The sequence below is a fragment of the Leucobacter sp. HNU genome (genome assembly GCF_047946755.1).
GTDB lineage: Bacteria > Actinomycetota > Actinomycetes > Actinomycetales > Microbacteriaceae > Leucobacter.
Map to the genome: position 1 here is coordinate 3272785 of NZ_CP178837.1, position 24920 is coordinate 3297704.

21 protein-coding genes and 2 pseudogenes are annotated in these 24920 nt (G+C 71.9%); 10 read left to right on the forward strand and 13 right to left on the reverse strand.

Annotated elements, in window-relative coordinates:
• Positions 1 to 57 precede the first annotated feature (57 nt).
• The 7 genes from AB3K78_RS16015 to AB3K78_RS16045 all read right to left on the reverse strand — a co-directional run bounded on the left by AB3K78_RS16015 (position 58) and on the right by AB3K78_RS16045 (position 6722).
• A complete protein-coding gene (locus AB3K78_RS16015; RefSeq protein ID WP_416444908.1) occupies positions 58 to 1515 on the reverse strand; it encodes an FAD-dependent oxidoreductase in 1458 nt (485 codons plus the stop codon).
• Positions 1512 to 1823, reverse strand: coding sequence for a (2Fe-2S)-binding protein (locus AB3K78_RS16020; protein ID WP_416444910.1), 312 nt, complete (start codon positions 1821 to 1823; stop codon positions 1512 to 1514). Before AB3K78_RS16020 ends, AB3K78_RS16015 begins: the two co-directional genes overlap by 4 nt.
• Positions 1820 to 3022: an NAD(P)/FAD-dependent oxidoreductase gene (locus AB3K78_RS16025; protein ID WP_416444912.1), complete on the reverse strand. Its 1203-nt coding sequence runs from the start codon at positions 3020 to 3022 to the stop codon at positions 1820 to 1822. The genes AB3K78_RS16020 and AB3K78_RS16025 overlap by 4 nt, the downstream gene beginning before the upstream one ends.
• Positions 3019 to 3750 carry a GntR family transcriptional regulator gene (locus tag AB3K78_RS16030; RefSeq protein WP_416444914.1) on the reverse strand — a complete coding sequence of 244 codons (732 nt, stop codon included), beginning with the start codon at positions 3748 to 3750 and terminating at the stop codon, positions 3019 to 3021. Before AB3K78_RS16030 ends, AB3K78_RS16025 begins: the two co-directional genes overlap by 4 nt.
• Before the next feature lie 9 nt (positions 3751 to 3759).
• Positions 3760 to 4725 (reverse strand): ornithine cyclodeaminase family protein, encoded by a 966-nt coding sequence (locus AB3K78_RS16035; protein ID WP_416444916.1) that lies wholly within the window; start codon positions 4723 to 4725, stop codon positions 3760 to 3762.
• On the reverse strand, positions 4722 to 5729 hold the full coding sequence (locus tag AB3K78_RS16040; RefSeq protein WP_416444917.1) for a proline racemase family protein: 1008 nt from the start codon (positions 5727 to 5729) through the stop codon (positions 4722 to 4724). Before AB3K78_RS16040 ends, AB3K78_RS16035 begins: the two co-directional genes overlap by 4 nt.
• A gap of 87 nt (positions 5730 to 5816) precedes the next feature.
• Positions 5817 to 6722, reverse strand: a complete 906-nt coding sequence (locus AB3K78_RS16045) for a dihydrodipicolinate synthase family protein (protein WP_416444918.1) — start codon at positions 6720 to 6722, stop codon at positions 5817 to 5819.
• A gap of 203 nt (positions 6723 to 6925) precedes the next feature.
• Here AB3K78_RS16045 and AB3K78_RS16050 point away from each other — a divergent pair, with 203 nt between their 5' ends.
• A complete protein-coding gene (locus tag AB3K78_RS16050; protein ID WP_416444919.1) occupies positions 6926 to 7357 on the forward strand; it encodes a VOC family protein in 432 nt (143 codons plus the stop codon).
• A gap of 9 nt (positions 7358 to 7366) precedes the next feature.
• Complete coding sequence (locus tag AB3K78_RS16055) at positions 7367 to 7879, forward strand: glutathione peroxidase (RefSeq protein ID WP_416444920.1); 513 nt, start codon at positions 7367 to 7369, stop codon at positions 7877 to 7879.
• A gap of 23 nt (positions 7880 to 7902) precedes the next feature.
• On the opposite strand, the gene AB3K78_RS16060 is transcribed toward AB3K78_RS16055, so the two are convergent.
• The 3 genes and pseudogenes from AB3K78_RS16060 to AB3K78_RS16070 all read right to left on the reverse strand — a co-directional run bounded on the left by AB3K78_RS16060 (position 7903) and on the right by AB3K78_RS16070 (position 11828).
• Positions 7903 to 9477 carry a PucR family transcriptional regulator gene (locus AB3K78_RS16060; RefSeq protein ID WP_416444921.1) on the reverse strand — a complete coding sequence of 525 codons (1575 nt, stop codon included), beginning with the start codon at positions 9475 to 9477 and terminating at the stop codon, positions 7903 to 7905.
• Positions 9478 to 9592: 115 nt separating this feature from the next.
• Positions 9593 to 10555, reverse strand: a pseudogene (locus AB3K78_RS16065) (DUF917 domain-containing protein); the annotation flags it as partial.
• On the reverse strand, positions 10539 to 11828 hold the full coding sequence (locus tag AB3K78_RS16070) for a hypothetical protein (protein ID WP_416444922.1): 1290 nt from the start codon (positions 11826 to 11828) through the stop codon (positions 10539 to 10541). The gene AB3K78_RS16070 and the pseudogene AB3K78_RS16065, both read right to left, overlap by 17 nt.
• A gap of 216 nt (positions 11829 to 12044) precedes the next feature.
• Between AB3K78_RS16070 and AB3K78_RS16075 the strand changes: the two genes are divergently transcribed.
• The 8 genes and pseudogenes from AB3K78_RS16075 to AB3K78_RS16110 all read left to right on the forward strand — a co-directional run bounded on the left by AB3K78_RS16075 (position 12045) and on the right by AB3K78_RS16110 (position 21493).
• A complete protein-coding gene (locus AB3K78_RS16075) occupies positions 12045 to 12365 on the forward strand; it encodes a hypothetical protein (protein ID WP_416444923.1) in 321 nt (106 codons plus the stop codon).
• 32 nt (positions 12366 to 12397) lie between these two features.
• Positions 12398 to 13438 carry a sugar ABC transporter substrate-binding protein gene (locus tag AB3K78_RS16080; RefSeq protein WP_416444924.1) on the forward strand — a complete coding sequence of 347 codons (1041 nt, stop codon included), beginning with the start codon at positions 12398 to 12400 and terminating at the stop codon, positions 13436 to 13438.
• A 4-nt stretch (positions 13439 to 13442) separates the two neighbouring features.
• A complete protein-coding gene (locus AB3K78_RS16085; protein ID WP_416444925.1) occupies positions 13443 to 14969 on the forward strand; it encodes a sugar ABC transporter ATP-binding protein in 1527 nt (508 codons plus the stop codon).
• Between the two features lie 185 nt (positions 14970 to 15154).
• Positions 15155 to 15856 (forward strand): annotated as a pseudogene (locus tag AB3K78_RS16090) (ABC transporter permease); the annotation flags it as partial.
• A gap of 208 nt (positions 15857 to 16064) precedes the next feature.
• A complete protein-coding gene (locus AB3K78_RS16095) occupies positions 16065 to 18113 on the forward strand; it encodes a hydantoinase/oxoprolinase family protein (RefSeq protein ID WP_416444926.1) in 2049 nt (682 codons plus the stop codon).
• A 1-nt stretch (position 18114) separates the two neighbouring features.
• Positions 18115 to 19821 (forward strand): hydantoinase B/oxoprolinase family protein, encoded by a 1707-nt coding sequence (locus AB3K78_RS16100; protein WP_416444927.1) that lies wholly within the window; start codon positions 18115 to 18117, stop codon positions 19819 to 19821.
• Between the two features lie 80 nt (positions 19822 to 19901).
• Positions 19902 to 21086 (forward strand): amidohydrolase family protein, encoded by a 1185-nt coding sequence (locus AB3K78_RS16105; protein ID WP_416444928.1) that lies wholly within the window; start codon positions 19902 to 19904, stop codon positions 21084 to 21086.
• A 110-nt stretch (positions 21087 to 21196) separates the two neighbouring features.
• Positions 21197 to 21493, forward strand: coding sequence for a hypothetical protein (locus tag AB3K78_RS16110; RefSeq protein WP_416444930.1), 297 nt, complete (start codon positions 21197 to 21199; stop codon positions 21491 to 21493).
• Between the two features lie 76 nt (positions 21494 to 21569).
• Here the strand turns inward: AB3K78_RS16110 and AB3K78_RS16115 are convergent, their stop codons facing one another.
• The 3 genes from AB3K78_RS16115 to AB3K78_RS16125 form a co-directional block, all read right to left on the reverse strand.
• On the reverse strand, positions 21570 to 22592 hold the full coding sequence (locus tag AB3K78_RS16115; protein ID WP_416444931.1) for a proline racemase family protein: 1023 nt from the start codon (positions 22590 to 22592) through the stop codon (positions 21570 to 21572).
• Between the two features lie 77 nt (positions 22593 to 22669).
• On the reverse strand, positions 22670 to 23323 hold the full coding sequence (locus AB3K78_RS16120) for a hypothetical protein (protein WP_416444932.1): 654 nt from the start codon (positions 23321 to 23323) through the stop codon (positions 22670 to 22672).
• Between the two features lie 9 nt (positions 23324 to 23332).
• Positions 23333 to 24877, reverse strand: coding sequence for an MFS transporter (locus tag AB3K78_RS16125; protein ID WP_416444933.1), 1545 nt, complete (start codon positions 24875 to 24877; stop codon positions 23333 to 23335).
• Positions 24878 to 24920: the final 43 nt, after the last annotated feature.

Genomic DNA, 24920 nt, shown 5'->3' on the forward strand with positions numbered 1-24920 from the left:
CCTGAGCGCGGATCTCCTCCCGAAGCGGGGGTGCACCGCGCACGGGCGATCCCCGGGTCACTCCTCCAGGTCGAGGAACGCACCCAGCGGGAGCGGCTGCGCGACCGGACGCTTCGCCGAGGTGCTCAGCGAGCTCCGGGCGTCGCCGCCGCTGAGACAGGACACTGCGAACCCGCAGACCCGCCCCTGGCACCAGCCCATGCCGGCGCGCGTGACGCCCTTCTCGGTCCGCAGGTCCTCGGCAGCGAGCTCCGACCGGGCCTCGAGCAGGGCACCCGCCGAGACCTCCTCGCAGCGGCACACGACGGTCGACTCGGCGAGGCGATCCTGCCAGCCCGCGGGAACCGGGTGCGCGCGATGCATCGCCTCCGCGAACCCGCGCTGCCGCGCGAGCGCCCGCAGCTCCCCGGGCGCGACCGGACCGGCCGTGCCGGACACCGCCTCGGCACCGGCGGACCGCCCGGCGATCCTGCCTTCGAGCACGGCCAGCACGGCCCCGCCGACGCCCGTGAGTTCGCCCGCGAGGAACAGCCCGGGCACCGAGGATCGCCCGTGCCCGTCGACCTCGCAGACGAGCGAGCCGTCGACGTCCATGCGGGTCGACGCGCCGAGCTGCACGGGGAGCTCCAGCTGCGGGGTGAACCCCCAGCCGAGGCCGACGCCGTCGACGCCGTCGATCACGCGTTCGGATCCGGGCACCACGCCGCCCGCGCTCGAGACGCGCGCCGTGCGCACCGCCTCGACCCGGCTCTCGCCCAGGATCTCGGTGACCACGGTACGGATCCGGTAGGGGATGCGGTGCCGCAGGAACGTCCAGGCGTACTCGGCTCCCTCGACCGCCTTCGCGGGTACGCCCGCCGCGCGGTGGGCGCGCGGCAGCCAGCCGGCGAGCGACGCCGATTCGCAGACCGCGGCGACCGCGCCGCCGGCCTGCACGATGTTGGCGGCGACGGGCAGCAGGAACGGGCCGGTTCCGGCGATCACGAAGCGTCGTCCCGGCAGCATGCCGTTCTGCTTCACGAAGGCCTGGACGCCGCCCGCCGCCATGACACCGGGCAGGTCCCAGCCGGGCACGGGCAGTTGTCGGTCGTAGCCGCCCGTGGCCAGGACGAGGCGCGATGCGCGGATCGACGGCACGGGTGCGGATCCAGCGCCGTGCGCCGGAGCGAGCTCGAGTGCGAAGCGATCTCCGCCCCCGGCGCCGCCGATGCGTCGCGCCATCCACACGCTCGTCGCGGGGAAGTACGCGATGGCCCCGGAAGAGATACCGGAGTCGAACGCGGCCCGCAGCGCGAGGTACTCGCGCCACCCGTGATGGAACGCACCGTCGTCGGGTACGCCCGCGGCCTCGGAACGGTGCCGCCAGAACTGGCCGCCCGGCTGCTCGGCCGCGTCGACGACCGCGACGCGCGCACCCCGCGCGACCGCGGCGCCGGCCGCGGCGAGGCCCGCGGGTCCGGCGCCGACGATCGCGACGTCGAACGCGGGCGCCGCGCCCGTGCTCCGGGCGGTCATGCCGCGCCGCCTTCGGTCTCGGACGCCTCGGCCCTCTCGCCGCGCGGTCCGCCGGCCGAGCACACCTCCATGCCCTCCGTCAGTGGGATCATGCACGCGCGCTGGCCCGACTCCCCGTCGATCTCGACGAGGCAGTCGAAGCAGACGCCGATCCCGCAGAAGAGGCCACGCGGCTTGCCTTCGCGGGTCGTGCGCCAGGCCGTGCGACCGGTGGAGATGAGCGCGGCGGCGACGCTCGCGCCCGGTGCGGCCTCGATCGGCTCGCCGTCGAAGCTCGCGCGCACGCGCTCGCCGGGATCGGGGCTCATGCGGACGCCTCCTCGGGTGCGGGTACGGCCTCGGGATGCGCGGCCAGGAACTCGGGTTCGTCGAAGCGCTCGGGCCGGAACGGCGCGAGCGGCAGCTCGGGGGCGGCACCGGCGATGGCCTGGGCCAGCAGTTTGCCGGTGCCCGCGGCGAGGCCGATGCCGGCGCCCTCGTGGCCGCAGGCGTGCCAGAGACCGGGTGCGCGGGGGTCGGGGCCGATCACCGGCAGGTGATCGGGGCAGTACGGGCGGAAGCCGTGGTAGTGCCGCAGGATCCGGGTGCGTTCGAGGAACGGGAAGAGCTGGATCGCGTTGCCGGCGATGGTGCGCAGCGCTTCGGCGCTGACCGCGCCGTCGAAGCCGACGCGCTCGCGGCTCGACCCGATGAGGATCGTGCCTGCCGGCGTGCCCTCGACCACGGGCGAGGCCTGCAGGCCGGCGTCGGAACTGCCGACGTTGTCGACGTACTCGGCGGCGTAGACCTTGTGGTGCACCATCGGCGGCAGCGGTTCGGTGACCAGCACGAAGCCGCGGCGCGGCCGCACGGGCACGTTCACCCCGGCCATCCCGGCGAGCTGGCCGGCCCAGGTTCCGGTGGCGTTGACGACGTGCGCGGCCGAGAAGTCTCCGCGCGGGGTGCGGACGCCGGTGACGCGGTCCCCGTCGCGCAGGAAGCCGGTGACGGCGGTGCGCACCTCCAGGCGCGCGCCGAGGTCGCGGGCCAGCCGCAGCAGACCGGTCGCCGCGAGGATCGGCTGCACCTGGCTGTCCTCGGGGTAGAACGCGGCGCCGAGCGCCCGGTCGGTGACGTGCGGCTCGAGTTCGCGGAGCCCCGCGGCGTCGAGCCGCTCGGCGACGATGCCGAAGTCGCGCTGCGACGCCGAGAAGCGCTCGAGCGATGCGAGACTGCTCTCGCGGGAGGCGACGATGATGCCGCCCTTGGCCTCGAACTCCCAGCGGTGGCCGTGCTCGGCGAGCTCGCCCTTCCAGAGGTCGAGCGAGAAGCGGGTGAGCGCCAGCTCGGGGCCGAGTTCCTTGTCGGAGACGAGGATGTTGCCCTCGCAGCGCGAGGTGGTGCCGCTCGCGGGCAGGTCCCGTTCGAGCACGGTGACCGAGAGGCCCGCGCGGGCGGCGAAGTAGGCGGTGGCGGCCCCGATGATCCCGGAGCCGATGACGAGGACGTCGGCGGTGCGGCGGGTCATGCGCTCCCGTCCTCACCGGATCCCGGCGGCGCCTCGGAGCGGTCGAGCTCGCCCGTCGCCCAGGACTTGCGGGCGTGGCCGATGTGCTCGCGCATCAGGCGTTCGGCTGCGGCGCCATCGCCCGCACGCAGCAGCTCGATGAGGCGGTGGTGCTCGCCCGCGCTCTCGGCGAGGCGGCCGTCACGGGCGAGCGTGGCGATGCCGTACATGCGGGTGCGCACGCGCAGCGAGGTGGCGAGCGAGACGAGCTGCGGGTTGCCGGTGAACGAGAGCACGAGTGCGTGGAATTCGCGGTCGTCGCGCAGGTATTCGACGAGGTCCTCGCGCTCCGCCGCCCGACGGCAGGAGTCGGCGAGGCGCGTCAGCTCTTCGAACGCTGCATCGGGCACGTTCCCGACGACGCCGTGCATCGACGGCGGCTCGACCAGCAACCGGATCTCGGCGAGGTCGTCGAGATCCGACTGGCTCATCGCGGTGACGCGGAAGCCCTTGTTCTTGATCGTCTCGACGAGGCCCTCGCGCGCCAGATCCATCATCGCCTCGCGCACGGGAGTCGCCGAGACGCCGAGCGCCTGGCCGAGCGTGGGCGCCGAGACCAGCGAACCCTCGGCGAGTTCGCCGGTGATGATCGCCGTGCGCAGCTGATCGAGCACGGTCTCGCGCAGGTTCAGCGGACGCTTGAGCGGCGTGAGACGGGCGCGCGGTTCGCGGGCGGGGACGGTCGACATGGGATCTCCTCAGTTCTCCCTGGCGAGCCGGCCCTCGGCGAACACCACGGAGGCGCAGATCAGATCCTCCCACGACATCCCGACACCCGTGTAGACGGCGGGGCGACCGGAGGTGCGGACGACCCCTCCCGCGACCAGATCGCGCAGGTTCGCCGGGGGCCTCGTCTCCCAGGCCTCGTCGTCGATCACCGTCGCCAGGTTGCCGTTCTCGCGGCGGGCGGAGGCCCGGCCCTCGACCACGATGTCGGCGCGCGAGACCAGGGCGTCGTCCAGTTCGCGGAGCTCGCGCCCGTGCGTGCCGACGGCCGCGACGACGGCGTGGTCGCGCACGAGCGAGCCGTCGAAGAGGGGCGCGCTCGCGCTGGTGACGCACAGGATCACGTCGGCCTCGCGCACCGCGTCCTCCGGATCCGATGTGCGATCGCGAAACACGATGGGAGCGACCGCTTCGCGGAGCGCCGCGACCCGCTCGGGGCGGCGGCCGACGACGTCGAATTGCGCGCCGGGGAACGCGGCGAGGGCCGCCTCGATGTGGCTCGCGGCCTGCACGCCGGCGCCGAAGACGAGCACGCGCGGCTCGGCGGGCAGCTCGGCGCCGAGCGGCGCCGCGTCGGCCAGCGCGCGTACGGCGGTGAGGGCGACCGCCGGGGTGCGGATCGCGGTGAGGCTCGCCCCCTCCATCACGGCGACGGGTGCCAGTGTGTCGGACGAGTAGAGCACGTAGAGGCCCTGGATCTTCTCGAGGCCGCGCGCGGGGTTGCCCGGCGCGACGGTCAAGGCCTTGAGGCCGCTGTACTCGGCGCCCTGTGCGGGCATGAGCAGGAACTCGCCGCCCGGCGCCGGGCTGAACAGGCGCGGGCCGTCGAACTCGGGATCCACGCCGTTCAGCAGGCCCTCGCGGATCGCGCGCATGGCGCGGTCGTAGGGGAGCGCGGCGCGCACCGCGTCCGCGTCGAAGTAGGGGAGGGAGGTCACAGCAGGAACCCCCTCGGGAAGGGATCGCTCGGGTCGAGCATGTACTGGGCGGTGCCCGTGATCCAGGCGCGGCCGGTGACGGTGGGGATCACGGCCGGGCGGCCGGCGACCTCGGTCGCGGCGACGAGGCGCCCGACGAAGCGGGAGCCGATGTACGACTCGTTGACGAAGTCCGTGTCGAGGGCGAGCTCGCCGCGGGCGTGCAACTGCGCCATGCGGGCGCTCGTGCCGGTGCCGCAGGGGGAGCGGTCGAACCAGCCGGGGAAGATGGCCATCGCGTGGCGCGACCGCTCGGCGGTCGATCCCGGGGCCTGCAGATAGACGTGGTGGCAGCCGCGGATGTCGTCGCGCTCCGGGTGCACGGGTTCGTCCGCCGCGTTGATGGCGTCCATGATCGCGAGACCCGCGGCGAGGAGCTCGTCCGTGTTGGCCCGGTCCTCGCGCCACTCGATGCCGAGCGACTCGAGCTCGACGATCGCGTAGAAGTTGCCGCCGAAGGCGAGATCGTACGCGACGGTGCCGAGCCCGGGGACCTCGACGCTGGCGTCCAGCCGCTCGGAGAACGACGGCACGTTGGTGATGGTGACGCTGTCGGCGTGGCCGTCGGTCACCGCGACCTCTGCGATGACGAGACCCGCGGGGGTGTCGAGCCGGATCGTCGTGACGGGCTCCGTGACCTCGACCATGCCGGTCTCGACCAGCACGGTGGCGACGCCGATGGTGCCGTGGCCGCACATGGGCAGCAAGCCGGACACCTCGATGTAGAGCACGCCCCAGTCGCAGTCGTCGCGGGTGGGCGGCTGCAGGATCGCGCCGCTCATCGAGGCGTGGCCGCGGGGCTCGAACATGAGCAGCTGCCGCAGCTCGTCGGTGTTCTCGATGAACCAGGTGCGGCGCTCGGCCATCGTCGCGCCGGGGATGACGCCGACGCCGCCCGTGATCACGCGGGTGGGCATGCCCTCGGTATGGGAATCGACGGCGTGGTAGACGTGCGAGGTGCGCATGGGGTTCCTCGAGTTCGTGGGGCTGCGGGGCGGAGGGGAGCGGTGATCCCGGTGCGGTGATGCGCGCCGCACCGGGACCGGTTCGGGCTACTTGTCGTAGCCCTTGGCCACGGCGGCCCGGGTGTCGGCGATGATCCGGTCGGCGACGCTCTGCGCGAGCGGCAGGCGCGGGGGACGGCAGGCGCCGCCCTTGCGGCCGAGCACGTCCATCGAGAGCTTGATGGCCTCGACGAACTCGGTCTTCGAGTCCCAGCGCAGCAGCGAGTGCAGGTCGCGGTAGATCTCCTGGCCGCGCACCAGGTCCTCGACGTTGCCCGAGGTGCAGAGCTGGAACAGCTCGATGCAGCTCTTCGGGATCGCGTTCGGGTAGCCCGAGACCCAGCCGACGGCGCCGGCGAGGCCGACCTCGAGCACCGTGTCGTCGGTGCCGATGAGGATGTCGAGGGTCGGGGCGAGCTCCGTGATCTCGTAGATGCGGCGCGGGTCGCCCGAGAACTCCTTGATGCCGACCATGTTGCCCGCGGCGTGGATCTCGGCGACGAGCTCCGGCACGAGGTCGACCTTGGTGTCGATCGGGTTGTTGTAGGCGACGACGGGCAGACCGACCGAGGCCACGGTGGCGTAGTGGTGCTTCACCTGCTCGTGGTTCGCGCGGTAGACGTTCGGAGGGAGCTGCATGACGCAGCTCGCACCGGCGTTCGCGGCCTGCTCGGCCCAGTGCGCCGACTGGAGCGCACCGTAGGCGCCGGTGCCGGCCATGACGGTGAAGCCCTCGGGCGAGGCCTGCACGGCGGTCTCGACGACCTTCGCGCGCTCGACGTCGCTGAGGTTCTGGTACTCGCCGAGCGAGCCGTTCGGTGCGACGCCGTCGCAGCCGTTCTCGGCGAGCCAGGCGACGTGCTCCGCGTAGGAGTCGTAGTCGACCGACAGGTCGTCGTTGAAGGGCAGGGCGGTGGCGACGATGACGCCGTGCCAGGGCTTCTTCTCGGTCATGGCGAGCGGTTCCTTTCGGGCGGTCCGGGTGCCGATCGGTCCCGGGAAGTCTCTATGGTGTGTGACATTGCACAAGCTAGCACGCTCCCGTTCCGAGGTGCAAGGAGCGATCCGCGCGAGCTGGTTGCCGTGGTGGGATCCGAGGCGCACAATGGCCCCAGAGCGCCGCGGACCCGGGGCGCGCCAGCTTCTGAGGAGCCATCATGTCCGTTCGCCTGAACCCCTATCTCTCCTTCCGCGGCAACGCCCGCGAGGCGCTCGAGTTCTACCGGTCCGTGCTCGGCGGCGAGCTCAACATCATGGACTACCGTGCCATCCCCGGCATGATGGGCGGCGACGACGAAGGCGACAAGGTCATGCACGGACAGCTCGAGACCGACGACGGGCTCACGCTCATGGCCGCCGACCTCCCCGATTCCATGGCCGACGATCCGGTGTCCGCCGGCGGCGGCACCTCGGTCTGCGTCTCCGGCGACGACGCCGAACGCCTGACGGCGATCTGGGAGGCGCTGCTCGACGGGGCCGAGGTGCGGATGCCGTTCGAACGGGCCCCGTGGGGCGATACCTTCGGGGACCTGCGCGACCGGTTCGGGGTCACCTGGATGATCAGCCTCTCCGCGGCCGAGACGGAGTAGCGTCGGAGCATGAGTCCTGCATCCATCCGCGAGATCCCCGTCACCCTGCTCTCCGGTTCCGAGACCCGTTTCGGCGATCTCGCGCCGGGAGCGGCCCTCGTCGTCAACGTCGCCTCCAAGTGCGGCTTCACCCCGCAGTACGGCGGGCTCGAAGACCTGCACCGAGAGTTCGGCGAACGCGGGCTCGCCGTCGTCGGCATGCCGTGCAACCAGTTCCTGCGTCAGGAGCCGGGCACCTCGACGGAGATCTCCGAGTTCTGCCAGGTCAACTACGGCGTCACCTTCCCGCTGCTCGAGAAGGGCAAGGTGAACGGCCGAGGGCGGCACCCGCTGTTCGAGGAGCTGCGCCGCGGCAAGGACGGCGAGGGACGCGGCGGGGTCGTGCGCTGGAACTTCGAGAAGTTCGTGGTCTGGCCCGACCCGGCGAACGGCGGGCAGCCGCGCATCGTGCGCTTCCGCTCGGCCGTCGAGCCGCAGGATCCGGCGCTGCGCGCCGCGATCGAGAGCGCCCTGGCCGGCTGAGGCAGGCCGGAGCACGGCCTCGGTCACGCCGGGGCTTCGAAGACTCCCGAGCGCTCCGGTGCGCCCGCCGTGCGCCGTGCGGCGCTGAGCAGCAGGTGCACCGGGAGCACCAGCTCGGGGTCCGAGAGATCGATCCCGAGCTCGCCGGCGCGCTGCAACCGGGCCTGCACCGTGTTCCGGTGCAGGCCGAGCCGGGTCGCGGCCGCCTGCACCGATCCGCGGCAGGCGAGTACCGCGAGCACCGCGTCGATCAGTTGATCCCGATTCGGGTCGGCGACGAGCCGTGGGAACAGGAGTTCGACGAGGCGGGCCGCCAGGTCGCCCGGCACGAAGCGCGCGAGCAGCCGGGCGGGAATCCGTTCGAAGGCGAGGAATGGCCGGGCGACGCCGCTCCGAGCCCGGGCGTCGTCGCCGCGATCCGCGACCCGCGCGGCGAGCCAGGCCTCGTGGACCGCGATCCGCGTGTCGGAGCGGGATCGGTGCACCCGTGAGGAGCCGCCCGCGATGGGCAGGCCCGCTGCGCGGATGAACCCTCGCTCGATCCGCCGCAGCGCGTCGGCCAGACGGTCGCGGTCGGCGGCGGGGAGAAAGCCGAACCAGCCGCCGTCGAAGCGCGCGAGTGGCAGGTCCGGGAAGGCGAGGAACCACAGTTGGTGGACCAGCGCCCCCAGCCGCTCGGGCTCCTCCGACACGAGGCAGACCGCGAGGTACTCGCCTTCGAGCAGCGGGAATCCCGCCGCGTCGACCAACGACGGGTCCGGGGGATCGAACGCCGCGACCGGTGCCGACCCGGTCAGCGCCGTGACCGCGATGACGGGCAACGATGCGCGGGTCGCCTTGAGCCGCTGCTCGAGCAGCAGTGCGCGCACGACCGGGGCGGCATCGGCGAGCAGTTGCTCGGCGAAGGCCGTCGCCGCGGGGGCGACCTCTGCGATCAGCCGCTCGGACGTCCCCGCGGGGCGGCCGTCGGAACCGCCTCGGCCGCCGAGGGCCCCGCTGCCGTGCGGAAACAGTGCTACCGAGACCCGGATACCGGGTTCGGCCGCAGCGAGGGCGTGCGCCTCCGGACCCGCGCTGAACGTCCGTGTGCCAGCGGACTCGACCCAGACGCGGGCATCGTCGAGCTCGCTCGACAGCAGCGCGATCGCGTGCGCGGGATCGGCGGCGCCGGCCAATCGCTCGGCGGACGAGCGCACCCGCGCCGCGGACTCCGCTCGAGCGGTGCCGAGCCGGATCGCCGCGTCGATCGCGAGCCGGGTCATGTCCCCGCGCGTGGTGAGCAGCGACACCTCGAGGCGCCGGGCGAGATCCACGACCGACGCGGTGAACGGCTGCTCGGGCACGATGAGTGCGCAGGCGCGTCGTTCCCAGGCGTGCCGCAGGGCCGCGGAGACCATCCAACCGCCTCGCGCTCCCGCGGCCGAGAGCAGCACCACGGTGTCGGGGCCGACGGCCCCGATGTCCTCGAAGTCGGTGACGAGCGCCAGATCGCGCACCGGACCGCGCTCGGCGGCGAGGTGCAGCACATCGAGGCCGTCGAGTCCCGGAGCGCCGATCAGGTCGCGGAGCTCGACGGCCCCGGTGGAAGCTCGGGTCATGGTCGGTTCCTTCCGCGGCCGGGCAGCAGCGCGTGCAGGGTTTCGGGGGCGGCGAGGCGGCGCCCCGCGGGGAGTACCACTGGGGCGCGGCGGGCAGCACGACGAGGTCGAGGGTGTTGCCGACCCACAGGTCGTCGAGGCTCGCCACGCGCCCGTCCTCGGGATGCAGCATCGTGATGATGTCGGGGATCACGGCCTCCGCGGTGCCGTCGACCATGAGCATCAGCAGCTCGTTCTGGATCTCGAGCTGCACGAATCGGCCCTGCGATTCCTCGATGAAGACCACGCTGGACGGGTGGTCCGGTTCGCCCGCCGGCGCCGGCCGGGAGAGCCCCGCGACATCGGCGACCCTCGCCCGGATGATGCGCCGCACGCCCTCGGTGCGGCGGAGCAGCTCGTGCTTCTCGCGGGTGCTGCGGGACGACTCGAGGATCCGGCCGACACGGATCATGCGGGACACGCTGCCGAGCACCCCGCTCCGGGCGAGCTCGGCAGCGGTCATCGGGTAGAGCGCCGTCGCCGACCAGCCGCCGAACTCCTCGGCGAGCGCCCGGACGAGGCGCTCGGCTCGGCGCGGCTCCCGCACGCGGAGCACCGCCGACTCGCCCACGGGGCCGGTCGCCGCGAGCGGCCCGGCCGGGAGTCCGGCCAGCGTGAACACCGACTGGTAGAGCAGGGGGAACACGCGACCCATCGGGTCGGCGTCGACCACGGGGCGGTCGAGCTGCATGCCCGTGAGCAGCGGGACCATCGAGTTCACGTTGGCCGCCGCCAGCGGGAACAGGCCCTCGATACGCCGCCCCAGTTCGCGTTCGAGGAGCCGGACGCTGCTCACGAACTCGTCTCCGGCCGGTCGGATCTCGGACAGCGGCAACCCGTTGTTGACGAAGCCGATCGCGGCCACGAGCGCGTCGTCCGGGAGCGCTTCGACGCCGAGCAGCTCGGGTCCGTCCTGGCCGGTGGACAGCCGGGTGAGGATCCGATCCTGCTGCTCGTCGCACCACTCCGGATCGGCGGCGCAGGCGAGGAACAGGGCGCCGGTCCGCAGGTGCCGCACATCCTCAGCGTTCAGCCGCACGGGACGCCCTCCCCTCGGCGAGCAGGGCGCCTGCGGGCTCCCCGGCGACGCCGTGCACGCGCACGGAGACGACCCGCGCGTGCTCGTAGGTCGTCGCGGTGAAGCGGGATTCGAGGATCCGCACCGTCGAGGGCAGCGCACCGAAGGCGGCAAGGCGGGTGCGGACCCGCGCTTCGGCGGCCTGCAGCTCGTGCGCCATCTCGGCGGCGCTGCCCGCGCCGACGATGTCGACGGCCCAGTCGGTCAGCGGAGCGCAGGCCGCGCCCAGTGCGCGCAGGTCGAGGTCGGTCTCGAGCAGCTCCGACGCGTCGAGCCAGCCGGGAAGCGCTGTTCCGCCGGCGCGGACGACGCGCGGGACCGGGCTGCGCCCGCTGAGCAGGATCTCGCTCGCGGGCACGAGGTGCGCCGTCTGCGTGGCGAGCCGGGCCCCGCCCCACCGCAACTGGGGAATGACGACGGCCGCGCCGAAGCGCAGGGTCCCGAGACGGAGGCCGTCGCCGGTGGCGAGCACGAGGTCGCCGTCGTCGAGGCCGCAGAGCGCCGCGGCGCCGATGAATTCGATCGGGCTGCCGGAGAAGGCGGAGTGGACGGGGGCGTCGGCCAGGCGGCTCAGCGGGACCCGGCCGCCGTCGTTCCGCGTCACCGAGAGCCGCGCATCGGGATGGTGGCGGCCGGCGACGAGCGCGAGCGCCGTGGAGAGCGCCTCCGCGTCGGGCAGCAGGGCGCTGTTCAGCAGCGCGGTCCGCTCGCGGGTCGCGAATGAGTTGCTGCTGAAGGCATGCGAGAAGGAGACGCTCAGCGCGCCGGGATGCTCGAGCAGGATCTCGCCGGCCGCGAGCTCGTGGCCGGGATTCACGAGCGCCCCCGCGCTCGTGATCACGACGCGGGACCCGGCGGGGATGCGGGCCGACGCCTCCCGGAACCCGGCCGAGTCGAAGGGCGCGAGCTCCTCGCCGAGGGTCGTGTGCCCGCCGCGCACGTGCAGGATCGGGGCCTCGCCGACCCTCGGCTCGTCTCCGGGATCGATGGGCGGACGCGGCGCGATGCGGACCACGGTGAGCGGAAGCCGGTCCGAGCGGCGGAGGACCTCGCTCAGATCGAAGGCGATGGAGCGTACCGGATCGTGCGTGGCGCCGATGCCCGAGAGGAGACGGTCGAGCGCCGAGTCGATCTCTTCGCTGCTGCGGGGGATCGAGTGCGTCGTCAGCGTCCCGTCACGCCGCAGGCACACCGCATCGAGTCGTCGGTGGTGGACGCCGATCCCGATCCGCATGCGCGCTGCTCCGTTGCCGGCCCGCAGCGCACCGGAATTCGGCGAGACCGCGGGTCGGTTTCATTCTTTTGCACTCGAAGCTCCCGGCGCAAGGTGCAATCTGCACACGATGCGCCGAACGGGTGGGGCTAGTTTCATGGCAGCGCCGCGGATCCCGATGACCGCGATCTCGGCGCAACGGCACACCACGATCGACACAACGGAGTACGAGACCTGATGATCCGCTCAGTCCTGACCCTGCACACCGCGCCCGAGCAGGCGGTATCCGTGCTGGAGCTCTACCGCCGCGAGGCGATCCTGCAGGAATCGCTCGACCTCACCCGGGCTCTCGGCTCCGAGATCGCCTCGGCCGTCGACGGATCGGGCGAGATCATCGTGACCGCGCTGTGGCCCGACGAGGCCGCCTACCAGGAATGGCTCGACCATCCGAACCGCGGGCGCACCGCGCCCGAGCTGTCGGCGCTCCTCGCCGATGCCCGCATCGGCGTCGGCCGCCTCTACGCGGTCGACCACCGCGTCTCCAAGACCGAGATCTGAACGCATCAGACCCCTCACGAAAGAAGAATGCAATGACGCACCTCTCACGGATCATCGCCGGCGCCGGCGTCCTCGCGCTCGGCGTCTCGCTCGCCGCCTGCAGCTCGGACGGCGGTTCGGACGGCGGGGGCGGCGGCGGGAACAAGTTCTCCGTCGTCTTCCTCGCCTCCTCCTCCCAGAACGGCTACAACCAGGCCGTCTACGAGGGGGTGCAGCAGGAGGCGAAGGAGCTCGAGAAGAAGCTCGGGATCACGATCACCACCAAGATCCAGGACGGCCAGTTCGACGCCAACACCCAGCTGTCGCAGCTGCAGAACGCCGGGACGACGGGCCAGGCGAGCGGCGTGATCGTCGTGCCGCAGGACGGCCCCGGCCTCGCCGCCGCGTTCCCGCTCGGCAACGACATCCCCGTGGTCTCGGTGCTGAACCCCATCGGCCCCGACATCGACAAGATGGAGCCGCAGACGGAGGGCGTGGTCGCGACCGTCGCCTCGCCGCCCTCGGCCGGCGCCGAGCGCCAGGCCGAGACGGTCGTCGAGTACTGCAAGAACATCGACCCGTGCAAGATCGGCCTGCTGGCCGGCCTGCTGAACTCGCCGCTCGACGTCGCGCGCATCAAGGCTTGGAAGAAGGTCCTCGGCGCCCACGACAACATCACGATCGTGGGCACCGTCGAGGGCGCCTACGACCGCGACAAGTCGCTCACCGCCGTGTCCAACCTGCTGCAGGCCAACAAAGACATCAACGGGATCCTGAGCAACGCCGACCAGCAGACGATGGGCGCCCAGATCGCCCTCGAGAACGCCGGCATCGACCCGTCCAAGATCTTCCTCACGGGCGGCGGCGGGACGACCGAGGCCGTCAAGGCGGTCCGCGACGGCAAGTGGACGAACGACTACCTGAACTACCCGGTGAGCATGGGCAAGGCCGCGCTCGAGCAACTGATCAACAAGCTCCGCGGCGAGAAGGTCCAGGCCGTCGTGGACGCGGACACGCTCGTGAAGCTCCCGCCGATGTCCACCAAGAAGGACCTCGATGCGATGCCGGACTTCACCGGCGAGTGGAACGGCTAGTCCGATGCAGGATTCTGCGACCGGCCCGGTGCTCGTCGAGCTCCGCGGCGTCGACAAGCGGTTCGGGGCGACCCAGGCGCTCGACGACGTCTCGCTCGAGGTGCGCGGCGGGGAGATCCACGCGTTCGTCGGCGAGAACGGCGCAGGCAAATCGACCCTCGGAAAGGTGATCGCGGGGGTCTACGCCGCCGACCGGGGCGACGTCGTGGTCGACGGCGCCCCGGTCGACCGGTGGAACCCGGGGATCGCGCAGCGGCGGGGGATCGCGATGATCGCCCAGGAGCTCGCGCTCGTCCCCGACCTCACCGTCGGCCAGAACGTCTTCCTCGGCGCGGAGGAGCACCGCTTCGGCATCGAGCGGCGCAATCTGGCCGAGCGCTTCGCGGCGCTCGACGCCCAGGTGGGCTTCGGGCTCGACCCGGGCGAGAAGGTGCGCGATCTGCGGATCGCCGACCAGCAGAAGGTCGAGATCCTGCGTGCCCTGGCCCGCGACGCCCGCATCATCGTGATGGACGAGCCGACCTCCTCGCTCACGGCCCATGAGATGGCGCAGCTCGAGGACCTGATGCGGATGCTCAGGGACCGGGGCTGCTGCGTGATCTACGTCTCGCACTTCCTCGACTCCGTGCTCGGCGTCGCCGACCGCATCACCGTGATGCGCGACGGCCGCCGGATCGAGACGGTCGACGCGGCGGCGGTGTCGAAGCACGACCTCGTCACCTCGATGCTCGGCCGCGAGATGGAGCAGGCCTACCCGGAGCGGCCGCCGGCGCCGGCCGCCGCCGAGCCGATCCTGTCGGTGCGCGGGCTGCGCACCGGGACCGGGGTCGAGCGCATGAGCTTCGACGTGCGCCCCGGCGAGATCGTCGGCCTGCTCGGGCTCGTCGGCAGCGGCCGGACCGAGTGCCTCCGCGCGGTGTTCGGCCTCGACGCGATCCTCGCCGGCGAGGTCCGTTTCGACGGCCGGGACTGGGCCGGGCGGAGCCCGCGGCACTCCATCGAGGCCGGGCTGGTGCTCGTCTCGGAGGACCGGCACAAGGACGGCCTCGTGCTGCAGCGCTCGGTGCGCGAGAACATCGCGCTCGCGAGCCTTCCCGCGCGCGCACGCGGCGGGGTGGTCGAGCGCGGGATCGAACGGCGGACCGCGCAGGAGCTCGCCGAATCGCTCGAGATCCGGCCGCCCGACATCGAGCTGCCGGTCGGGTGGTTCTCGGGCGGCAACCAGCAGAAGGCGCTGCTCGGCAAGGCGCTCGCGGCCCGGCCGCGCCTCATCATCCTCGACGAGCCGACGCGCGGCGTCGACGTCGGGGCCAAGCGGACCATCTACGAACTCATCGCCAGGCTCGCCTCGGAGGGGATCGGCGTGCTGCTGATCTCGTCGGAGCACGAGGAGATCATGGAGCTCGCCCACCGCGCGTACCTGGTCTCCGACGGCCAGACCTTCGGGGAGATCGTCCCCGAGCAGACCACCGTGGAGGACGTGCTGTTCCGGCTCTTCCACGTGACCACCGGAGAGGAGACGGCAGCGTGAGCGAGGCCGCAAACACCACCGTGACGCGGACGCGTGCCCGCAGGAAGTTCTCGGCGAAGGAGCTCGTCATCGAGTACGCGGTCCTGCTGCTGCTCGCGGCCGTGCTGATCGCGCTCGCGATCCTGTCGCCGTCGTTCTTCACGTTCGGCAACATCGTCAACATCCTGAACCAGAACGCCCCGCTCGTGATCATCGCGTCGGCCGGCACGTTCGTGATCATCTCGGGCGCGTTCGACCTCTCGACCGGCGCCATCTACAGCGTGGCCGGGGTCGTCTCGGCCTGGCTCGCGGTCACGACCGGCAACGTCGTGCTCGCGCTCGCGGCGGCCCCCGTGATCGGCATCGTGCTCGGCGCGTTCAACGGCACCGTGATCACCCGGCTCCGGGTGCACTCGTTCCTGGCGACGCTCGCCTCGTCGATGATCTTCACGACCGTCGCCGTGCTCATCACGGGCGGCAGCCTGATCACCGTGACGACCCCCGGGTTCACGGCGCTCGGTCGCAACCGCGTCGGCGGCGTCTTCGTCGCGGTGCTCGTGATGATCGTCGCGGTCGCGATCCTGTGGTTCGTGCTCTCGCGCACGGTCTTCGGCCGCCGCGTCTACGCGGTCGGCGGCAACGCCGAGGCCGCGGAACTCTCGGGCATCCGTGTCGACCGCACCCGGATCCTGGTGTTCGTGATCAGCGGGCTCGCGGCCGGCACCGCGGCCGCCATCGGCGTCTCGCGCATCGCGTCGGGCCAGCCGCTCGCCGGCGCCGGGCTCGAGCTCAGCGCCATCGCGGCGGTGATCCTCGGCGGCACGAGCATCTACGGCGGCATCGGCGCCGTCTGGCGCTCGGTCGCCGGCGTGTTCCTCATCGCGCTGATCGGCAACGGCTTCGACCTGCTGAACCTGAACCCGCAGCTCAAGGACATGGTGACGGGCTTCATCATCCTCGCCGCGGTCGGCCTCGCCGCCGCCGGACGGGGAAGCGCTAGCCGCCCGCCGCCTCCGCCACCGACCCCGCAGCGCGCCCCAGCACGGCCCGGACGACCCCGGGTCTCCGCGGGCTGCCCGAAAACCCCCAACGACCCCACTACGGAAGGACCGTCCAATGTCCGAAAACGTCCGAATCGCCATCGATGTCGGCGGCACGTTCACCGACGTCGTGAAGCTCGTGCCGGAGACCGGGGAGCTCCGCTTCGAGAAGGTCCCGACCACGCCGAGCGAACCCACCGCCGGCGTGCTCGCGGCCTTCGACAAGGCCGACGCCGACCCGGCGCAGGTCTCGATGTTCAACCACGGCAGCACGCTCGGCCTGAACTCCCTGCTGACCCGCACCGGCGCGCGCATCGCCACGATCGCGACGCGCGGCTTCCGCGACGTCTACCTGCTCGGCCGCACCGACCGGCGGGTGATGTACGACATCGCCTACCGCAAGCCGGAGGCGCTGCTCGAGCGGTACGACACCTTCGAGGTCACCGAGCGCAGCATGTTCGACGGCTCGGTCGCGACGCCGTTCGACGAGGACGACGCCCGCGAGGTCGCGCGCGAGATCCTGCGCCGCGGCTACGACGCCGTGGCCGTCGCGTTCCTGCACGCCTACGCCAACCCCGCGCACGAGCTCCGCATGCGCGAGATCCTGGCGGAGGAGGCCCCGGGCGTCGAGGTCACGATCTCGCACGAGCTGTCGCGCGAGTACCGCGAGTACGAGCGCACCAGCACCGCCGTGCTCGACGCGTACATCAAGCCCATCATGCGCAGCTACCTGAAGGCGCTCGAGGGCGAGCTCGAGCGGCGCGGCTTCGACGGCCGGTTCCTGATGTCGCGCTCCGGCGGCGGCGCCATGACCGCCTCCGCGGCGCGCGAGCAGCCGGTCAACCTGATCCTGTCGGGCCCGGCCGGCGGCGTCGTCGGGGCCGCGGCCTTCGCGAAGCTCATCGACCGGCCCAACCTGATCACGATCGACATGGGCGGCACGAGCCTCGACGCCTCGCTCGTGCAGGGCGGCAACCCGGTGCTGTACCACGGCGCGGAGTTCGAGGGGCTGCCCATCAATACCCCGTCGCTCTACATCCACACGATCGGCGCGGGCGGCGGATCGCTCGGCTACCTCGACGAGGCCGGAGCGCTGCAGGTCGGCCCGAAGAGCGCCGGCGCCATGCCCGGGCCCGCGGCGTACGGGCGCGGCGGCACGCAGCCGACCTTCACCGACGCGGCCCTCGCGATCGGCTACCTCGGCACCGACACCCCGCTCGGCGGCGAGCTCACGCTCGACCGCGAGAAGTCGCTCGAGGCGCTCGCGCCCATCGCCGAGACCCTCGGGCTCAGCGTCACCGGGCTCGCGCGCGGCATGGTGCAGATCTCGAACACCAAGATCATGGGCGCGGTGCGCGCCATCACGATCGAGCTGGGCCACGACCCGAAGGACTTCGCGCTGCTGTCGTTCGGCGGCGGAGGCGGGCTCGTCGCGGTCGACGTCGCGCGCGAGCTCGGGATCCCCGAGGTGATCGTGCCACCGGGCCAGGGCGCTTTCTCGGCGCTCGGCATGCTCATGGCCGACGTGCAGCACGACTACTCGCGCACGAGCCTGCAGGCGCTCGAGGATCTCGACGCGGCCGCGGCCGACGCGCTGTACGCCGGCATGGAGGCCGAGGCGCGCCAGACGCTGCGCAGCGAGGGCTTCCCCGACGACCGGATGGTGTTCCACCGGGTCGTCGCGGTGCGGTACTCCGGCCAGGAGCACGCCGTGACCGTCGACTACCCGGAGGGCGGCTCCGATCCCCGCGCCGCGATCCGGGCGGAGTTCGACCGTCTGCACCTGCGGCAGTACGGGCACACCATGGACGACCCCATCGAGACCACGACGCTGCGCCTCGGGGCCGTCGGCATCGTCGACAAGCCCGAGCTGCCGAAGGCCGCCCGCCGGTCCGACGGCGGGGCGCCGGAGCTGCGCAGCCGCACCGTCGTGCTCGCGGGCGACGAGACCGCCGAGTACGCGCTCGTCGCCCGCGAGGAGCTCATGGCCGGCGACGTGCTCGAGGGCCCCGCCGTCGTGACCGAGCACACGGCGACCACCGTGCTGCACGCCGGCGACCGCCTCGAGGTCGGCGCCTACGGGGAACTCGTCATCTCGATCCAGTACGCGAAGAAGGGAGCCTGACGTGGCCGACGCAATCACCACCGAGATCATCAGGCACGGCCTGCTGGCCGCAGCCGAGGAGGTGGCGCGCAACCTCTGCCGCACCGCCTACAACACCGTGGTCTACGAGATCCACGACTACGGCATCGGGATCCACGACGCGAACGGCGACGTGGTCGCCGACGCGCCGGGCATCGCGGTGTTCACCCGCGGCAACGACGCCGGCATCAAGCACTCGATCGAGTTCCTCGGGGCCGAGGCGATGGAGCCGGGCGACGTCTTCATCATCAACTTCCCCTACTGGTCGAGCGCGCACACCCTCGATCCGCTCGTGTTCGCCCCGATCCACGTCGACGGCGAGCTCATCGGCTTCGCGTCGTGCCGCGTGCACGTCACCGACCTGAACCAGAAGGATCCGGGCTACGTGCTCGATTCCACGGACCGCGCGCAGGAGGGGCTCATGCTCCCGGCCTCGAAGCTGTACCGCAGGGGCGAGCGCAACGACGACGTGTTCAACATCATCCGCTTCAACAGCCGGATGCCGAAGCACACGATCGGCGACATCCAGGCGCAGGTGTCGGCGTGCGTCACCGGCGTGCGCCGCACGCAGGAGCTCGCGGGCAAGTACGGCGTCGGCACCCTCACCGAGGCCATGCGCACCATCAACGAGCACGGCGAGAAGCTCGCGCGGCTCGCGCTCGCGAAGCTGCCGAAGGGCACCTGGAGCGCGGTCGACTACGTCGACGACGACGGGATCAACAAGGAGGACCTCGTCAGGCTGCAGTGCACCGTCACCGTCTCGGACGAGGAGATGGTGGTCGACTGGACCGGCAGCGCCGAGAATGTCGAGGGCCCCATCAACCTGCCGCCCGGGCAGACCGAGGCGCTGTCGAGCCTCATCTTCAAGTCGCTCACCACGCCCGACTCTCCGGTGGTCGCCGGCAACTTCGCCCCGCTGCGGGTCGTCACGGTGCCCGGCTCGGTCATGCACGCGGTCTCGCCCATGCCCACCTTCACGCTCTGGACCGGCCTGCTCGCGGGCGAGGTGATCCTCAAGGCGCTCGCGCAGGGCATGCCGGAACTCGTGCCCGCCTGCTCAGGCGGCGACGTGTGCTCGATGATGGGCCTCGGCGTGAATCCGCGCACGGGGGAGCCGTGGCAGGAGGCGACCAACGAGGCCGTCGGCTTCGGCGGCACCGCGCGGCACGACGGCGAGGACGGGATCATGCACCTGTCGGAGCCCGGCTGCCGCAACAACCCCGTCGAGGTGCTCGAGGCCAAGTCGTCCATGATCATCGACCACTACGGCTACCGGCCTGACACGGGCGGTGCGGGCGAGCACCGCGGCGGCGTCGGCGTGAGCCGCTCCTACCGCTTCACCGCTCCGGCGACGGGCATCTGCCTCGTCTACAAGACGAAGACGGAGCCGTGGGCGATCGACGGCGGGGCCGAGGGCAAGCCGAACCGGGTCGTGCTCAATCCCGGGACCGACCGGGAGGTCGTGCAGGGCGGCAGCTACAACCGCCTCGAGGCCGGCGACGTGCTCGTCAACCAGACCGGCGGCGGAGGCGGCTACGGCAACCCCTTCGACCGCGACCCGGCGGCCGTGGCGCACGACGTGCGCAACGGATTCGTCTCGCGGGGATCGGCCGAACAGGACTACGGTGTGGTGGTGACGGCCGACTTCGGGATCGACGAAGCCGCTACGGCGGCGATCCGGGGCCGATGAACCAGCGCGGCGGTGCGCCCGGTGCTCCGGGCGCACCGCCGCAACGCGCGTCGCGCGGAACAGCACAGGAGCGGAGCGGAATGCGAACGGGATCGCTGAACATCGTCGGAGCGCAGGTGTGGGACGGCGAGGCCTTCGTCGACCGGGCGGTGCACATCTCCGAGGGGCGAGTGGCCGCTGGCCCCGCCGAGGGCGCCGAGACACTCGATGCGAGGGGCCGGTGGCTCGTGCCCGGCCTCATCGACGCGCACTTCCACGCCTACGCCACGAGCATGGACGGCATGGAGAACGAGCGGGGGCCGCTCAGCTTCACCGCGATCAACGGCACGCGCCGACTCGATCGGGCGCTGCACCGCGGCTTCACGACGGTGCGCGACGTCGCCGGCGGCGACATCGGACTCGCCCGCGCGATCGACGCGGATCTCTTCGCCGCGCCCCGCTATCACTTCACCGGGCCGGCGCTCAGCCAGACCGGTGGGCACGGCGACCCGCGTGCGCCCCACATCGACGTCTGCTTCTCGCACGGGCACATGTGCGAGGTCGTCGACGGCGTCGAGAACCTCCGCCTCGCGGTGCGCGACCGCTTGCGCACCGGCGCGCACGCCATCAAGATCATGACCTCGGGCGGCGTGTTCTCGCTCGCCGACCCGCTGCCCATCCCGCAGTATTCGCCCGAAGAGGTGCGCGTCGTCGCCGAGGAGGCGAAGCGCCGCGGCAGCTACGTCGCCGCCCACGCCTACTCGTCCGAGGCGGTGCGCCATTCGATCGAGAACGGGGTACGGTCCATCGAGCACGGCAACCTCATCGATTCCGCGACGGCGGTCCGCATGGCCGAGCTCGACGCCTTCCTCGTGCCGACCCTCGCGGCGTACGATGCGATGGATCGCCGCGGAGCCGGGATCGGCCTGAACGCGATCTCGCTCGCGAAGAACGCCGAGGTGCTCTCCCGCGGGCAGGAGGCCGTGCGGATCGCGCTCGCCGCCGGCGTTCGCGTCGGGTTCGGCACCGACCTGATGGGCGACCTCGAGGACGACCAGCTGCGCGGGGTTCGGCTGCAGGTCGAAGCGAGCGGCGCGGCGGCCACGCTGAGATCGATGACCGAGACCAATGCCGAGCTGATCGGCGACCCGGCGCTCGGGCATCTCGGTTCCGGCGCCTACGGCGACGCCCTGCTGCTCTCGGCCGACCCGATCGCGGAGCCGGCCGCGCTCTGGGAGGAGGACGCCCGAGTGGCGATCGTGCAGGGCGGCCGCGTGGTCGCGTAGCCGTGCGGGCGGGTTATCCACAGGCCTTCGCACTCCGGTGACGCGCCGTGCGGCGCTCGGGTACCTTTGCGGTCAGGCGCGGCAGGTCGCGCCGGGAAGCGAGGATCGACATGCCTCCTGAGACGATCGGCACGCTCGTGGCGGTCATCGGCGCGGTCGCGACGATCCTCGGCGGTCTCCATACGATGCTCCGTCGGCTGGAAGGGCGACTGGACGGTCCCTTCGAACAGATCGATCGCAGGTTCGAACTGGCGCATCAGCAGATCCAGGAGGTGAGAGCGGAGGTGCACGAACTGCGCGGTGACGTCCGCGCGGTCGAAGCGGGATTGAGCGAGGTGAAGGTCTCCGTCGCGCGACTCGAAGGGCCGCATCCGGGGTCGAGTACGGGGCTCGTCGGCGTCCGTTGAGCCGCCGAGCCTCGGGCGACCCGGTGCCGGTCGAGCGGCGCATACCGCCGTAGCACCGGCACCGGTGTGAAGGGCGTCAGCGCAGCACGAAGCCGTCGCCGAGGGCGTCCATGGGGTCGAGCATGAACCGGTGCTCGCCGGTCCGGTAGGCCGTTCCCGAGACCGAGGGGATCACGGTCGCGCGGCCGTCGGGCGCTGTCGGACCGTCGGCCCACCGAGCCGAGAACACGGTATCGACGATCGAGCGATGTTCGAGCATCTCGTCAGCTCCGAGGGTGCCGTCGTCCGCGAGCAGGGCGACGCGCGCGCCGGTGCCGGAGCCGCACGGGGAGCGATCCACCTCACCGTCGGCGAACACGGTGACGTTGCGCTGGCGCGGGCCTTCGCCGTGCCGGCCGAGATCGTCCCACAGGATCGTGCCGTACACCCCCGAAAGGCGCGGATCCGCCGCGTGCTGGGCCTCGGGCGACGCGGTGAGCGCCCACTTCACCTCGCGTCCGATCGCGATCAGATCGGTGTAGTGCTCGGGGGTCACCGAGAGCCCGAGATCCGCCGCGCGCACCGATGCGTAGATGGCGCCCGAGAAGCTGAGATCCGCCCGCACCGTGCCGCGCGAGGTCTCGACCGCCACGCCGCGCGCGATCGCGTGCGACGCGACATTGCGGAACGTGGCGCGCACGAGCGCTCCGTCGCGCCGCTCCACGAGGGCGGCGACGCGGCCCGACGGTACGTCGATGCGCACCTCGGTGACGCCGTCGGGATCGGACTCGACGAGACCGGTGTCGGTCGCCCAGACGCCGAGCGCGATGGTGCCGTGCCCGCACGCGGTCGAGAACCCGTCCTTGTGCCAGAAGAGCACCCCGAAATGCGCACCGTCGTCGTTCGGCGGCGTGATGAAGCCGCCGTACATGTCGGCGTGACCGCGGGGTTCGTTGCAGAGCAGGCGGCGCAGCCCGTCGATCCCGCCCTCGTCGGCCATGGCGTTGATGCGGCGCGCACCGACGGTGTCACCGGACGGCACGGGTGCGCCGTCCGTGACGATCCGGAAGGGCTCGCCGGCGGTGTGGTAATCGGTTGTGGAGATCCAGGTCTGGGGCATTGCGCCTCCTCGCGTGTTGTGGGGTGTGACATTGCATGTGTGGATACGGTGAGTCGTCGGGCGCTCGGCGATTCGGATCAGCGGAGCAGCAGGAGCAGGCCCGCGGTGGCGGCCAGCGCGATGACGCCGGCGGCGGCTCCGGGCAACCAGGAGCGGAGCGGAAGCGAGAGTCCCCGCTGCACGCGGCTCAGCCCCGCGAGCGCCGGGTCGCCGGCCGCGGCCGCGTGCTCGGCCGGTGCGGCGAGCGCGTCGATGACCGCGACCGCCGGATCGTGCGGAGCGAGACGGAGCCGCGCCCCGCTGAACGGCGGCGGGGGCGTGCCCGGCGCGATGCGGACCGCCACCGGCAGCGTGCCGTCCCCCGGAGTGTGCGCGACGTAGAGCGCCGTGCGGAACGCTGCGCGCTTCCTCACGGGCATCGCCCGCGAGAGTATGGCGTTCGCCGCGGGCCACTCGGCGATCGCGGCCGGGTGCGTCGCTGCCGTCCCGGTCGCCGACGCGAGTCGCTGCTGCAACTGCGATTCGCGTCGCGCGGTCATCACCAGTGTGGTGACGATGCCGACGAACCAGAGCATCCAGCCGACGAGGAGCGCGACGATCGGAGCCGGGCCGAGGACGGGGCCGCCCAGCAGGAGACCGAGGAGCGCCCCGAGGATGATCCCCAGGGGAACGCACTGCAGCAGCAGCACGAGACGCAGGAAGGCGGTCTGCTGTTCGGGAACGGTGCGCATGCCGGGAGCCTACCCTCGACCCGCCGAACGACGGCGGGCGGGGACCACGCGGAGCGGCATGGTGCTCGTGTCGATCAGGGGGTTCTCGTCCTGCGTGGCGACGAGCTCCTTCGCCTCTTCGCGGGTCGTCACGGTGGGCACCGAGCCGAGCAGGGGCCGCGCGCCCGTCTCGCGCATGGCGAGCACGGCGAGCACCGCGATGGCCGAGAAAGCCATGATCCACAGGGCGGGCATGAACGGGCTGATCCACGACCCCGCGGTCGCGTTGACGAGCAGGTCGGCGATCAGCGGCGTGGTGCCGGCGAAGAGCGAGGCCGCGAGATTGTAGGTGATGCCCATGCCGCTGAACCGCGCGGCGGTGGGGAACAGCGCCGGCAGCGCCGAAGCGGTCATCGACACGAAGAAGGCGACGGGGATCGCGACGATCCCGAGGGCCAGGAACACGACCCACATGCCCGCCTGCGGTGCCGTCTGCAGGATCAGGAACGCCGGCAGCATGAGCACGAGCGAGGATCCGGTCGCGAGGAAGTAGATCCGTCTGCGCCCGACACGGTCCGACCAGCGGCCGATCGTGGGCAGCAGCAGCGACATGATCACGAGCACCGGCACCGTCGCGATGGCGGCGTTCAGGTTCGAGATCCCGAGATCCTTCTCGAGATAGGTCGGCATGTAGCTCGTGAGCGCGTACCCGGCGGTGCCCTCCGCGGCGACGATCGAGATGCCGATGAGGATCTGCTTCCAGTAGACGCGGATGAGGCTTCCGAGGCCGTGCCGGTACTGCAGGTCGTGCGGGTCGGTCGGCGGCTGCTCGTGCTGCAGCTCCTTCGTCTCCTCGAACCCGGGAGGCTCGGGGATCCGCATGCGGAAATAGATCGCGATCGCGCCGAGCGGGATCGCGAGCAGGAAGGGGATCCGCCACCCCCACTCGACCATCGCGCCGTCGATGCCGAGCAGGCTCTCGGTGGTCAGCGTGGTCAGCGCGACGACCGTGGCCCCCGCGGCGAAACCCAGGTAGGAGCCGACGTTGAGCTTCGACGCCCAGTAGCCGCGATCCTTGTCGGGCGAGAACTCGGAGACGTAGGTGGTGGCGCCGGCGAACTCGCCGCCCGTCGAGAAGCCCTGCGTCATCTTGAGCAGATAGAGCGGGATGATGATCCAGAACCCGCCGGCCTGCGCCGCCGAGGGCAGCATGCCGATGAGCGCGGTGGAGATCGCCATGATCGCCATCGTGAAGTAGAGGACCTTCTGGCGGCCGATGCGGTCGCCGATGGGGCCGAGGATCAGGCCGCCGAACGGGCGGACGAGGAACGAGACGGCGAAGCCGAGGAGGGTGACGGTGAGGCCGAGGGAATCGGGCATGCCCGCCGTGAACACCTTGGTCATGGTCACGGCCAGGTAGCCGTAGATGCCGAAGTCGTACCACTCCATGAAGTTACCGACGAAGGCGCCGCGCAGGGCGAGCTTCATCTTCGCGGGCTCCACCACGATGACGTCGTCGACCTCCAGCCGTCTGCCGGACGGTGCGTGCTGCGTGCCGCTGGTGTGCTCAGGCATCGTTGACTCCTCCTCGGAGTCGAGCCGTGCGGCTCGCGTGTGC